This window comes from Hyphomicrobium denitrificans ATCC 51888 (assembly GCF_000143145.1).
In the GTDB taxonomy this organism is placed as follows: domain Bacteria; phylum Pseudomonadota; class Alphaproteobacteria; order Rhizobiales; family Hyphomicrobiaceae; genus Hyphomicrobium_B; species Hyphomicrobium_B denitrificans.
Genome location: NC_014313.1, coordinates 3559555 through 3571970, shown reverse-complemented (window position 1 = coordinate 3571970; position 12416 = coordinate 3559555). Strand labels below are relative to the sequence as shown.

12 protein-coding genes are annotated in these 12416 nt (G+C 62.3%); all 12 read right to left on the bottom strand.

Annotated features, from left to right (window positions below; genetic code table 11):
• Nucleotides 1–28: 28 nt before the first annotated feature.
• The 12 genes from nusA to HDEN_RS17255 all read right to left on the bottom strand — a co-directional run bounded on the left by nusA (nucleotide 29) and on the right by HDEN_RS17255 (nucleotide 12402).
• Nucleotides 29–1660: a transcription termination factor NusA gene (gene nusA, locus HDEN_RS17310; protein ID WP_013217444.1), complete on the bottom strand. Its 1632-nt coding sequence runs from the start codon at nucleotides 1658–1660 to the stop codon at nucleotides 29–31.
• Nucleotides 1661–1664: 4 nt separating this feature from the next.
• Entirely contained in the window at nucleotides 1665–2306 is a 642-nt protein-coding gene (rimP, locus tag HDEN_RS17305) for a ribosome maturation factor RimP (RefSeq protein WP_013217443.1), read from the bottom strand.
• A gap of 126 nt (nucleotides 2307–2432) precedes the next feature.
• The gene (gene trmB, locus HDEN_RS17300) at nucleotides 2433–3224 is read right to left on the bottom strand and encodes a tRNA (guanosine(46)-N7)-methyltransferase TrmB (RefSeq protein WP_013217442.1); all 792 of its coding nucleotides are present in this window, start codon (nucleotides 3222–3224) and stop codon (nucleotides 2433–2435) included.
• An 84-nt stretch (nucleotides 3225–3308) separates the two neighbouring features.
• Entirely contained in the window at nucleotides 3309–4526 is a 1218-nt protein-coding gene (gene metK / locus HDEN_RS17295; RefSeq protein ID WP_041921718.1) for a methionine adenosyltransferase, read from the bottom strand.
• A gap of 201 nt (nucleotides 4527–4727) precedes the next feature.
• Nucleotides 4728–5192, bottom strand: a complete 465-nt coding sequence (locus HDEN_RS17290; protein WP_013217440.1) for a helix-turn-helix domain-containing protein — start codon at nucleotides 5190–5192, stop codon at nucleotides 4728–4730.
• Between the two features lie 111 nt (nucleotides 5193–5303).
• On the bottom strand, nucleotides 5304–6947 hold the full coding sequence (lnt, locus tag HDEN_RS17285) for an apolipoprotein N-acyltransferase (protein ID WP_013217439.1): 1644 nt from the start codon (nucleotides 6945–6947) through the stop codon (nucleotides 5304–5306).
• Nucleotides 6947–7972 (bottom strand): hemolysin family protein, encoded by a 1026-nt coding sequence (locus HDEN_RS17280; protein WP_244465977.1) that lies wholly within the window; start codon nucleotides 7970–7972, stop codon nucleotides 6947–6949. The genes lnt and HDEN_RS17280 overlap by 1 nt, the downstream gene beginning before the upstream one ends.
• A gap of 21 nt (nucleotides 7973–7993) precedes the next feature.
• Complete coding sequence (ybeY, locus tag HDEN_RS17275; protein ID WP_013217437.1) at nucleotides 7994–8509, bottom strand: rRNA maturation RNase YbeY; 516 nt, start codon at nucleotides 8507–8509, stop codon at nucleotides 7994–7996.
• Nucleotides 8509–9510 (bottom strand): PhoH family protein, encoded by a 1002-nt coding sequence (locus HDEN_RS17270; protein WP_013217436.1) that lies wholly within the window; start codon nucleotides 9508–9510, stop codon nucleotides 8509–8511. Before HDEN_RS17270 ends, ybeY begins: the two co-directional genes overlap by 1 nt.
• Before the next feature lie 125 nt (nucleotides 9511–9635).
• Nucleotides 9636–10985 (bottom strand): tRNA (N6-isopentenyl adenosine(37)-C2)-methylthiotransferase MiaB, encoded by a 1350-nt coding sequence (gene miaB / locus HDEN_RS17265; protein ID WP_013217435.1) that lies wholly within the window; start codon nucleotides 10983–10985, stop codon nucleotides 9636–9638.
• A gap of 71 nt (nucleotides 10986–11056) precedes the next feature.
• Nucleotides 11057–11938 carry a lyso-ornithine lipid O-acyltransferase gene (olsA, locus tag HDEN_RS17260; protein WP_245256678.1) on the bottom strand — a complete coding sequence of 294 codons (882 nt, stop codon included), beginning with the start codon at nucleotides 11936–11938 and terminating at the stop codon, nucleotides 11057–11059.
• 5 nt (nucleotides 11939–11943) lie between these two features.
• Nucleotides 11944–12402, bottom strand: a complete 459-nt coding sequence (locus tag HDEN_RS17255) for a Fur family transcriptional regulator (protein ID WP_013217433.1) — start codon at nucleotides 12400–12402, stop codon at nucleotides 11944–11946.
• Nucleotides 12403–12416 lie beyond the last annotated feature (14 nt).

Genomic DNA, 12416 nt, shown 5'->3' with positions numbered 1-12416 from the left:
CGCGCTGTCTGCTCCTCCGAACATTCCCTTAGCCCTGAGAGCCGGCGTCTTCCGACGCGGCTTCAGGTTCGCCTTCCGCAGGCTTCTGCAGGTCTTCCGCCTTGATCCAGCCGGCATGAACGCGCGCCGCCATGATCATGTTCTCGACGTCGGTTCGCGACAGCTCGAAGCCATCGAGGAAGCCCTTGTGCTTGACGGGCTCGGTGTCCTTGTCCTTCTTGCGATCCGTCCAGCCGACGAGTTCGTCGGTTGCGCAGTCCGCGAAATCTTCGACGGTCTTGATGCCGTTCTCGCCGAGCGCCACCATCATCGCGGTGTTGATGCCGGGGATTTCCGCGAGCTCGTCCGCAACGCCGAGTTCGCGACGCTTCGCATCGCGCTCCGCTTCCTGCTGCTCGATGAATTCGCGTGCGCGGATCTGGATCTGCTCCGCCGTACCTTCGTCAAAACCTTCGATGTGGGCGATCTCCGAAATATCGACATAAGCAACTTCTTCGACGCTCGCGAAGCCTTCCGTCACCAGAAGCTGCGCGATGACTTCGTCGACGTCGAGCGCATCCATGAGAAGCTGCGTGCGTTCCGCGAATTCCTTCTGACGCCGCTCGCTCTCTTCCTGTTCCGTCAGGATGTCGATGTCCCAGCCCGTGAGCTGCGACGCAAGCCGCACGTTCTGGCCACGACGCCCGATCGCAAGCGATAGCTGCGCTTCCGGAACGACGACCTCGATGCGGTTGGAATCTTCGTCGAGGACGACCTTGGTGACTTCAGCAGGCGCCAGCGCGTTGACGATGAAGCTCGCCGCATCCGGGTTCCACTGGATGATGTCAACCTTCTCGCCCTGCAGCTCGTTGACGACCGCCTGCACGCGCGCGCCGCGCATACCGACGCAAGCGCCGACCGGATCGATCGATGAATCCTTCGAAATCACCGCGATTTTCGCGCGGCTTCCCGGATCGCGTGCGACCGACTTGATTTCGACGACGCCGTCGTAAATTTCCGGCACTTCCGCGCGGAACAGCGACGACATGAATTCCGGACGCGCACGCGTCAGGAAAATCTGCGGGCCGCGCTGCTCGCGACGCACGTCATAGATGAAAGCACGGATGCGATCGCCGAGACGGACGTTCTCGCGCGGGATCATTTCATCGCGGCGGATGATGCCTTCGGCGCGGCCGAGATCGACGATGACGTTGCCATATTCGACGCGTTTAACAGTGCCGTTCGTGGTGTCGCCGACGCGATCCTTGTACTCGGCGAACTGCCGGTCACGCTCGGCCTCGCGCACCTTCTGCACGATGACCTGCTTGGCGTTCTGCGCGGCGACGCGGCCGAACTCCAGCGGCGGCAGAGTCTCGGCGATCATGTCGCCGGCTTTGGCTTCCGGGTTGCGCTTCTTCGCGTCTTCGACCGTGATCTGCGTTGCATCGTTCTCGACGGCTTCGACAACGGCGAGCACGCGCGTCAGCTTCGCTTCGCCCGTCTTCGGATCGATCTCGCAGCGGATATCGTTCTCCGCGCCATAGCGCGACTTGGCGGCTTTCTGGATGGCATCTTCCATCGCCTCGATGACGATCTTCTTGTCGATCGTCTTCTCGCGCGCGACAGCGTCGGCAATTTGCAAAAGCTCAAGCCGGTTGGCGCTGATGCCTGCCATGGCCATGGGATCAATCCTCCAGATCGTCTTCGTCGAGTTCGGCGCCGTCGCCGGGCCGGTCAGAGTGTCGTTTCTTGGCGCGGGCGAGCGCTTCGCGGATGAGTTCATCCGTCAGCACCAGCCGCGCATCCGAGATCAAATGCACCGGCAGCCCGAGATGCTGGATGCCGTGCTCGCCCGTATCGGCTTCGATGCGAACTTCGCCATCCTCGAAGCCTTCGAGCATACCTTTGAATTTTCTGCGTCCGCCGACCGCTTCGGTCAATTCGATCTTGGCTTCGTGACCGGACCAGTCTTCGAAATCGCTCGGCCGAACGAGCGGACGATCGATACCGGGCGATGAGACTTCCAGGCGATAGGCACCCGAAACGGGATCGGCGACATCGAGCACCGGCGAAACCTGCTTCGAGATCGTCTCGCAGTCGTCAACGGTGATCGAGCCGTCGGGGCGCTCCGCCATCAACTGCACGATCTTGTCGGCCGTCGCACCGCCGCCCTGCACTTTCACGCGCACCAGGCGGAAGCCCAGATCTTCGAGCACCGGTTCGACGATTGCGGCGACCTCGGCTGCAACGCCCGTTTCGCGCAGAAAACGGCGCGTATCAGGGCCGCTGTCTTCAAGCGGTGCGTTGCTGGCGATCGGGTCTTGCAATGGCGATCCTGAGCTAAAGTTCGTTTGGAGCGGGCCCGGAGGTCCACTCTCAATTTGATCATCGAGTTATTGGAATGACTGCTAGATAGGCGAAGTCGAGCCAACGCGCAAGGCTCTCGAACGCCCTCAGGCCCTCAAAAAGCGGAAATAATAGCGTCGCCGCCCGGCCTCGGCGGCCTTGGATTCGTATTTGGTTTCGACCCAGTCGGCGGGTTGCACGCGCCAATCGTCGGGTCCTTCGGCCTGCCAAATAAAGCGCGGTTCATGCTGGAAAGCCTCGAGCATCGTCCGCGCATAATCGCCGATATCTGTCGCGATCCGAAGCTCGGCATTGGACTTCAGCACCCGCGCCAGCAGATCGAGCAACGAAGAATTAACCAGCCGCCGCTTTCGGTGCTTCCGCTTCGGCCACGGGTCCGGAAACAGAACGAACGCACGATCGAGCGAGCCCGGCGCCAGTTGACGCAGCACGTCGCGCACGTCGCCCATGTGAACGCGGATGTTTTTGAGGCCGTCGTCCTCGATGGCTGTCAGCACCTTGATGACGCCATCCTCATACGGCTCGCAGCCGATGAGCAGAGCCTGCGGATTGCGCCGCGCCTGCTCCAGCAAATGCTCGCCGCCGCCGAAGCCGATCTCGAGCCATGTATGAACTGCCTCGGGTAATGCCTGCGGATCGACAGCGACGCGCGGAAGCACGTCACGCAACAGCGCCGCCTGACGCGCGCTCGGCTTTCGCCCCCGGCGCCGCCCGTAGGATCGAAGCTCACGCTCGTGATCGTCGTTTTCGTCAACGTCGCCAGTCACGACCTGCGCCACCATTCCACCCACGTCATGGCCGCCCTTGAGGCGGCCATCCAGGGTTAAGTTATGAACGTTATCGCCTTGGCTCTGGATGGCCGGGCCACGCCCAGCCATGGAGTGAGGTCAATAGATCGACTGAGAACCAAGAAAAACGGCCGCTTTCGCAGCCGTTTCCGTTAAGCGAACTTACCGATGTCCTTAGCCGACGGCCTTGGCGATCTTCGGCGCGAGGTCGGTGCGCTCCCACGAGAAGCCGCCGTCCTTGTCAGCCGGACGTCCGAAATGACCGTAGGCCGACGTCCGTGCATAAATCGGCTTGTTGAGATCGAGATGCGCGCGAATGCCTCGCGGCGTCAGATCCATGACGTTGCCGAGAGCCGCTTCGATCACAGCTTCGTCGACTTTGCCGGTGCCATGCGTATCGACGTAGATCGACAGCGGCTTCGCGACACCGATCGCATAAGCGAGCTGGATCGTGCAGCGATCCGCGATCCCCGACGCAACGACGTTCTTCGCGAGATAGCGCGCAGCATATGCCGCCGAACGGTCGACCTTCGTCGGGTCCTTGCCAGAGAACGCACCGCCGCCGTGCGGAGCCGCGCCACCGTACGTATCGACGATGATCTTGCGCCCCGTGAGACCGGTGTCGCCGTCCGGACCGCCGATGAAAAACTTGCCCGTCGGGTTGATGTGCCAGATCGTATCCTTGCCGATCCAGCCCTCGGGCAGCGCCTTGTGAACGTAGGGCTCGACGATCTCGCGCACCTGACGCGAGCTGAGCTCTTCGTCGATGTGCTGGTGCGAGACGACGATCTGCGTCACGCCGACCGGCTTGCCGTCTTCGTAACGCACCGTCACCTGGCTCTTCGAATCCGGACCGAGCTTCGCGGCATCGCCGACTTTGCCCTTCCGCGCCGCTGCGAGATCGAAAAGAATTTTGTGCGCATAGTAGATCGGCGCCGGCATCAGCTCCGGCGTCTCGTTGCAGGCATATCCGAACATGATGCCCTGATCGCCCGCGCCTTCTTCCTGGTTCGTCGGCTGCTTGGCGTCGACGCCCTGTGCAATGTCGGACGACTGCGAATGCAGCAGGACTTCAATATTGCAGTTCGCCCAATGGAAGCCATCCTGCTCGTAGCCGATGTCCTTGATGGCGTTGCGTGTGATGGCTTCGATCGCCGCAACCGTCACGTCGCGCGGCCCGCGCGATTCACCGGCGATGATGACGCGATTGGTCGTCGTCATGGTCTCGCAGGCAGCGCGGATGCTCCACGGATCGAGGCCTTCTTTCTGGCCTTCGCGATAGAACGCATCGACGACTTCATCCGAGATACGGTCGCAGACTTTGTCCGGGTGGCCCTCGGAAACGGACTCGCTTGTGAAGAGGAAAGACTTTCGCGCCACTTTGGCCCCCATGTTGAAGGAACTTGCTTCCGATGTGCCTAACGGAAGGCAGAGCCGATGTAGCAGGTGCCGACCTTCGGAAAAGCGCCGGTTTGTCGCAGTCCTAGCTTTCGCGGTCAAGTTCACGGACCTGAAGCCGTTCGTCCGATCCACGACCGAATGCTATTCGCGAAATTCGCAAGCCGCGTCGCAATACCGGACGCGCGGCTTTGCTCAGCTCTCCTCGCCCGCGAGCGAACGCACGAGATCGACGATCGAGCGGCGAACCTTCGGATCGGAAATCCGCGCAAAAGCTTTGTTCAGTTCCAGCCCTTCGCGTGTCCCGAGGAAATCGACGACGTAGCTTTCGCCGGGCTGCTCCGCGAAGCCTGCAATCACATTGCCTGTCGTCTGCACACCCGACGGTGCTTCGTCATAGAAAAATTGCACGGGAACGCCGAGCACCTTCGCCAGATCGAAAAGACGACTGGCGCCAATGCGATTCACGCCCTTCTCGTATTTCTGAACCTGCTGGAATGTGAGACCCAGATGCTCGCCGAGCTTTTCCTGGCTCATTCCAAGCAACATGCGGCGCAGTCGGACGCGCGAGCCGACGTGAACGTCCATGGGGTTAGCACGGCGCGATCCGCGTGCAACTTCCTCGCTTGATTCTTCTACGATCAAAATGTCGTCCGCCATCGCTCTACAGCCAACAGTAAAACCCAAGATAGCTTGCACACTTCCTAGGTGTACGCATGACCAAGGTCAATCGCCGAGCGATGCCGTGACAAGTTGCCCGCAAATCCTTGATTAACGGCGCAATTTAGCGGAAATGGCCGCCATCATCGAAAATGCCGCAAGGACGAGCGCTAGCATCCAGTCTCCCGCCCTCGCGTAGACCGGCGGCGTCAATGCCTGCGGAAGGCCGCTATCGATGATGCCACGGACGTCGAGACCGAGCGTCTGCAGCGCCCGGCCGTAGGGATCGACGACAGCCGAAATCCCGTTATTGGCGGCGCGGATCAGCGGAACACCTTCTTCCACCGCGCGGATGCGGGATTGGTGGAAGTGCTGGTAAGGACCCGTCGACTGCCCGAACCAGCCGTCATTCGTGACGTTGAGGAGCACGCCCGGGCGTGCCGCACCCTGCACGACGTCGCCGCCGAACAATGCTTCATAACAGACGAGCCCCAGCGCTGGCGGCAGCCCGGGAATAGTCATCAGCGGCCGCGGCGTAACGCCCTCGCCAAACGCGCCGCGCCCGTGCGTCAGCTTCTCGATGCCGATGTGCGACAGCGCCGATTCCATGGGCACATATTCGCCGAACGGCACGAGCTTGATCTTGTCGTAGACGGCATCGACCTTCGCCGCCTCGTTGAATACGAGAATGCTGTTCAGAACGCGCGTCCCCGGAAGCAGACGCCGGTCGGACCCGAGCGGCGGATCGTGCCGGATCCCGCCCGTGATGAGCGTCGTGCCCTGCGGTAGCATCGCCGCGAGCATGTCGAGCGCTGCCGGCGTCTCCAGCGGAAAGAACGGCATCGCCGCTTCCGGCCAGACGAGATGCGTAATCCCCGCGAGCGAATCCGTTTCGCCCTTCGGGTTGGCGAGCGACAGCGCGATGTGATCGTTGAAGATACGGCGCTGGTACTCCGCCATCCATTTCTCGCGCTGTGGCACGCTCGGTTGAACGATGCGCAGCTTGACGTCGGGAACGAAGGCTTCCGGCGCTGAAAGCCGCCAAGCGCCGTAAAGGCAAAGCGCGGCGATCGGACCAACACCCACGGCGATCGCGCGTGCAACGTCCGCGAAACGCAGCCGCTCGTCCCGGTCCGCCATCATCACCAAAGGCGCTGGAAAGACGAAAGCGGCGATCGCGGTCAGCCCATAGGCTCCGAACAGCGCCGCGCTTTGCATCAGCGGCAGCGGGTACGTCAGCGCATAACCGAGCACGTTCCACGGAAACCCCGTCAGAACATGTCCGCGCAGCCATTCGACGACGCCGAGCGCAATCGCAAACACGAAAACCCGCGCCAGACCCGGCAGCCAGAATCTACGCGCCAGCGCCGCCGCTGCGGCCCAGAAGAGCGCGAGACCGGCGGGCAGCAGCGTCACCGCGAACGGCAGCAGCCACGCGAACTTATCCGCTTCGACGAGAAACGCTTCCCCGACCCAAAACAGATTGCAGAAGAAATAACCGAAGCCGAACAGCCATCCGGCGCTTGCGGCGCGCCGCCATCCGGAGCTTGCATCGATCAGCCAGACGAATACCGGAAGCGTCAGGAATAGCACCGGAAAGGCGAAGATCGGCGCGAACGCCAATGCCGAAAGCCCGCCCGCCGCAATCGCAACCGCCGCGCGCTTCCAGCCGCTGAGCCCCATCACGCGCGCGCGCAGAGCTGCCAAGGCCGTTCCCGGCGACGCCGCCAGCGCTGTCTGGCTCGGCGCCTCCATCACGCCTTCGGCGCTTCGGCTGATGCCTTCGTGCTTTGCGGCAGCGCGCGCGCCGGGTGAATTTTGACTTTCTTCACGCGCCGCGGATCGGCATCGAGAATTTCGAACTCGATGCCCGACGGATGATGGATCAGCTCGCCGCGCGCCGGAACACGGCCAAGCATCGAGAAGATCAGACCGCCGAGCGTATCGACGTCGCTTTCCTCATCTTCCGGCGTCAGCTTCAGCTTGAGATGCTTTTCAAGCTCCTCGATTTCCGTGCGTCCCGCTGCCACGACGCCGAGCTTCGGATCGGACACGATGTTGATTTCCTCATCGTCATCGTGCTCGTCCTCGATGTTTCCGACGACCTGCTCGACGAGGTCTTCGATCGTGACCAGCCCGTCCGTCCCGCCGTACTCGTCGACAACCAGCGCCATGTGAATGCGCGTCGACTGCATGCGGATCAGCAGGTCGACGGCGGGCATGGACGGCGGCACATAGAGGATCTGACGGCGGATTTTGACCGTCGTGATCGGCCGGTTGAGATCGATGTTCTGCAGTACGATTTTGCCCGCAACCGGAGCATCCTCCCCGCCCTCGATCTTGCCCGACCGCACCGGACGCCCTGAGGCTTCCGCCATGAACCACCGGAACAGGTCCTTAATGTGGATCATGCCGCGCGGATCATCGAGCGTTTCGCGGAACAGCGGAATGCGCGAGACGCCCGCTTCCTCGAAGGTTTCGAGAAGTTCGGCGATCGACTCGTTTTCATCAAGCGCCGTGATCTCGGCCCGCGGCACCATCAGCTCCACGACACGGCTCGACCCGAAACGCAGCAGGCGTTCCAGCATCTTGCGTTCGGTGTCGGTGAAGCTCGTCGACGCATCGGTCTTGAGCGCCCCTTCGAGCGCATCACGAACGCTCTGCGGAACGGCGAAACCGAGCTTCGCGCGGAGAATGTTCAGCCAGGTGGAAACGCTGGACTGACGACCTCCTTCGGAAAGGATGTCGGATGTCGATTTGTCGTGTGTTCGGTCAGTCATAGCCATGTATCGGGGGGATGGTCAGCCACTTGTACCGGTTTCCAGGGCGCCCGTGTAGGGATTTGCGACGCCAAGCTTTGAAAGAATAGAAATTTCAATGGCTTCCATGTGCTCGGCTTCATCCGCTGACATGTGATCGAAGCCAAAAAGATGCAGAATGCCGTGGACGACGAGATGTTGCAGATGGTGCTCGGGCGAAACGCCTTGCTCGTCGGCCTCGCGCCGAACCGTCTCCGCCGCCAGGATGACGTCGCCGATGAAATCGTCGGGCGCGCCCTCTCCCGCCGGGAACGAGAGGACGTTCGTCGGCTTCGGCTTGCCACGGAATTGCCCGTTCAAGACTTCGACGCTGGCGTCGGACGACAACGCGACGGCGACGAGGCCGGAACCATCACTGTCGCCCAGTTCCTGAGCGACGGCGGCAGCGGCGCGCGCGATCAGATCCGGCGCGTCAGGTAACGACGACCAGTCGCCATCGTCTTCGACGACATCAACCTCGATGACGCGAGGTATGCTCGGTTGTGGAGGTTCCGACATCAGCCGGTCTTCGGCTTTTCGTAGGCGTCGACGATCTTCGCGACGAGATCGCGGCGCACGATATCCTGAGCCTCGAACCGCACGATGGAGATATCGTCGACATTCGAGAGAAGGTCGACGGCTTCGACGAGCCCCGACTTCGTCCCGAACGGCAAATCGATCTGCGACGGGTCTCCCGTCACGACCATCTTCGAGCCTTCGCCGATACGCGTCAGGAACATTTTCATCTGCATGCTGGTCGTGTTCTGCGCTTCATCGAGGATCACGAACGCATTCGAAAGCGTGCGCCCGCGCATGAACGCCAGCGGGGCGATTTCGACGACGCCCGTCTCGATGTCCCGCTCGACCTTTTCCGGTGGCAGAACGTCATAAAGCGCGTCGTAAAGCGGCCTGAGGTAGGGATCGACCTTGTCGCGCATATCGCCCGGCAGAAAGCCCAGCCGCTCGCCCGCTTCGACCGCCGGTCGCGACAGGATGATGCGCTCAACCAGTCCGCGCTCAAGGCAATGCGCGGCGAATGCAACGGCGATGTAGGTCTTGCCCGTGCCTGCCGGGCCGAGACCGAAAACCAAGTCCTTTTTATCGATCGCCCGGATATAGGTGCTTTGCGTCGGCGTGCGCGCCTTGACGACCTTGCGCCGCGTCGCGACCTGCGCCTGCCCGTCGCTTGCCGTGTCCTCGGAACGCGAATGGCGGATCAACCCGTCGATGTCGCCGGCCCCGATCGTCTCGCCCTTGGCGATGCGGGCGTAAAGCTTTTCCAGGACGCCCCGCGCAATTTCGCAGGAGTTCGCCGGGCCCGTCAGAATGACGACGTTTCCGTGAGCGTGCGCGTTGATACCCAGGCGGTCTTCGATCAGTGCGAGATGGCTGTCGTATTCGCCCAGCAATTGCGTAAGCAGGCGATTGTCTTCAAAGGGTACGACGACGCGAGCGGTTTCCTGTTCCGGCTTGTTGGGCCGTCTCGACGCTGGCGCGGACGCCCCGCGAAATGCTGCCAATCCCGACACTCCTTTTGACGTCAATCGAATCGACCAAGCCCACCGACGTTACCATGCGCCCAGCGCGCCCGGCACCGGCTCCCTGTGGTTAACCCACCATATCAGGAGGCCGAACGGGAGTCATATTATGCCGCCGAAATGACACCCGAAAGGCTCGACCGGCGGGTTTCGTTGACGGCGACATTGGCTGTTTTTCCGATCAGATCGCCCTCCCCAGCGGCATGAACGAGCTGGAGATAGGGCGTCCGGCCGACAAATTCCCCGGCCTCGCGCCCCTTGCGCTCGAACAGGACCGGAACGACCCCGCCGAGGCTCTGGGCGTTGAACGAAACCTGCTGCGCATCGAGAACAGCCTGCAGCCGCAGCAGCCGCTCAGACTTCACCGCCTCGTCGAGCTGGTCGCCATGTCCAGCGGCGGGCGTTCCCGGCCGCGCGCTGTATTTGAACGAGAACGCCTGCGCGAAGCCCACCGCCTCGATCAACGCGATCGTGTCCTCGGCATCCTGCTCCGTCTCGCCGGGAAAGCCGACGATGAAATCGCTCGACAGCGCGATGTCGGGGCGCGCCTTGCGGATGCGCGCGATAAGATCGACGTACTCCGCCGCCGTGTGCTTGCGGTTCATTTTCGCGAGTATGCGATCGGACCCCGATTGCACCGGCAGATGCAAGAACGGCATCAGCTGCGGCACGTCCGCGTGCGCGGCGATCAGATCATCGCTCATGTCGCGCGGATGGCTGGTCATGTAGCGGATGCGTTCGACGCCTTCGATGGCAGCGAGCGTCCGGATCAGATCGGCGAGGCTCGCCGTTCGTCCATCCGCGCCTTCGCCATGATAAGCGTTGACGTTTTGGCCGAGGAGAACGAGCTCTTTCGCGCCTGCGCGGGCAAGCTCGTGCGCTTCCGCTTCGATTTTCGCAACCGATCGCGAATATTCCGAACCGCGCGTGTACGGCACGACGCAGAACGTGCAGAACTTATCGCAGCCTTCCTGGATCGTCAGAAACGCCGACGGCGACGAGATGCGGCGCGGCGCCTTCATGCGCGCGAACTTCTCGTCTCCCGGAAATTCCGTCTCGACGATGTGCTTGCGATCGACCGTCGTGCGCGTGATGAGTTCCGGCAACCGATGATAGCTCTGCGGCCCAATCACCAGATCGACGGCCGGCTGCCGCGCCGTGATCTCCGGCCCTTCGGCTTGCGCAACACAACCAGCAACCGCGATCACCGTATTCTTGCCATCCTTGGCGCGCTCGTTTTTCACGTCGCGGATGCGGCCGAGTTCCGAATAGACCTTCTCCGCCGCCTTCTCGCGGATATGGCAGGTATTGAGGATGACGAGATCGGCGCCATCGACGTCGGACGTTTCGCTATACCCGTCGCGCGCCAGCGTTTCCGCCATGCGCTCGCTGTCATAGACATTCATCTGACAGCCAAAGGTCTTCAGAAAATAGGTTTTGCGTTCGGGACGGTTCACGTCGTGAGATCAGCCGGCAAAAGGTTGCAACAGGAACGTTCGAACGACGCGCATAGCACAAAAGCGGCCATTCATGTCCATTTGTCGCTTTTTCGCACCGGCGCCGCGACTTTGGTGCGCCGGGCTTCCTCCGAAGGTTCGACCGGCACCAGTTCGTCACCATCCGGCCGCCCGCGCAGAATGGCCAGGACATCGCGGCGGATGGCGCGTTCGCTCTTCAGGGCGAGGTCCTTGCGATCCTTGAAATCCGTGAGCGGCACCGGCGGCCCGACCTTGATCGTGACCGTGATCGCCCCCGACTTCAAAACTCCCCAGGCGTGCGACGTCATTTCCATGTCGCCGTACCACCCGATCCGCGGCCGCTCCGCGCGCGTGACGGGGACGCCATGCATGTGCGTGTAAACGACCGCCGCCGTCTGCACGACGACCTGCTCGGCCGCCGGAACCGTCGCGCCCGCAACCGCGCCGAACAAAGACGTCTTGAACGGCAGCACGCGATTGCCGTCGCTCGACGTTCCTTCCGGGAACAGCACGATCGTATCGCCCTGCTGCAGCCGCATCGTGATCGCGTTGGCCGCATCCCCGGCCGCGAGCCGCCGCGTCCGGTCGACGAACACCGAGCGCTGCAGCCTCGCCAACGCGGACACGAACGGCCAGCTTCCGACTTCGAGCTTCGCGACGAACGACACCGGCGCCAGCGCCGACAGCACGGGAATATCGAGCCAGGATGTGTGATTGCAAACGAGCAGAACCGGCGCGCCTTTCGCGACGCTGCCCTCGATGTTGAGCTTCACGCCGAGAAGCCGGCACACCTGCCTGTGATACCAGTGCGGAAAACGGCGTGCGGCTCTGTCGGAAACCCGAAGCAATATCGCCTGCACCGGCATCAACGGAACCGTCAGCCCGAAAAAGGCGGCAAGCACGGCGGAAGCACGCAGCGATCCCGTTGCCATCGGCGTCATTCGCCCTTGCGGCCCGCCGTTTTCTTCTTCGCGATCGGCACGCCGTAAAGCTCGAGGCGATGCCCAACGAGTTCGAACCCGAGTTCGCGCGCGACGCGCTCCTGCAAGGCTTCGATTTCGGCGTTGGAGAATTCGATCACCTGCCCGGTTTCGACGTTGAGCAGATGATCATGATGATTGCCCATCGTCGTCTCGTAGCGGCCGCGTCCGTGCCCGAAGTCGTGCCGTTCGAGGATCCCCTTCGCCGCAAAAAGTTTCAGCGTCCGGTAAACGGTCGAAAGCGAAATGCGCGGATCGACGGCATGCGCACGCCGATGCACTTCCTCGACGTCGGGATGATCGGTCGCGGCCGAAAGCACCTGCGCGATCACGCGGCGTTGTCCCGTCATGCGCAGGCCATACTCGGCGCAGCGGGATTCAATAGGCGTAAGGCTTTTCGCGCGTCTCGCGGACATGGCATCCGGCATCG

Excerpts from the sequence above, each read along its gene's own strand:
- nusA (WP_013217444.1), bottom strand. The coding sequence starts at position 1,660 with ATGGCCATGGCAGGCATCAGCGCCAACCGGCTTGAGCTTTTGCAAATT.
- trmB (WP_013217442.1), bottom strand. The coding sequence starts at position 3,224 with ATGGCTGGGCGTGGCCCGGCCATCCAGAGCCAAGGCGATAACGTTCAT.
- metK (WP_041921718.1), bottom strand. The coding sequence starts at position 4,526 with ATGGGGGCCAAAGTGGCGCGAAAGTCTTTCCTCTTCACAAGCGAGTCC.
- HDEN_RS17290 (WP_013217440.1), bottom strand. The coding sequence starts at position 5,192 with ATGGCGGACGACATTTTGATCGTAGAAGAATCAAGCGAGGAAGTTGCA.
- lnt (WP_013217439.1), bottom strand. The coding sequence starts at position 6,947 with ATGGAGGCGCCGAGCCAGACAGCGCTGGCGGCGTCGCCGGGAACGGCC.
- HDEN_RS17280 (WP_244465977.1), bottom strand. The coding sequence starts at position 7,972 with ATGACTGACCGAACACACGACAAATCGACATCCGACATCCTTTCCGAA.
- ybeY (WP_013217437.1), bottom strand. The coding sequence starts at position 8,509 with ATGTCGGAACCTCCACAACCGAGCATACCTCGCGTCATCGAGGTTGAT.
- olsA (WP_245256678.1), bottom strand. The coding sequence starts at position 11,938 with ATGGCAACGGGATCGCTGCGTGCTTCCGCCGTGCTTGCCGCCTTTTTC.
- HDEN_RS17255 (WP_013217433.1), bottom strand. The coding sequence starts at position 12,402 with ATGTCCGCGAGACGCGCGAAAAGCCTTACGCCTATTGAATCCCGCTGC.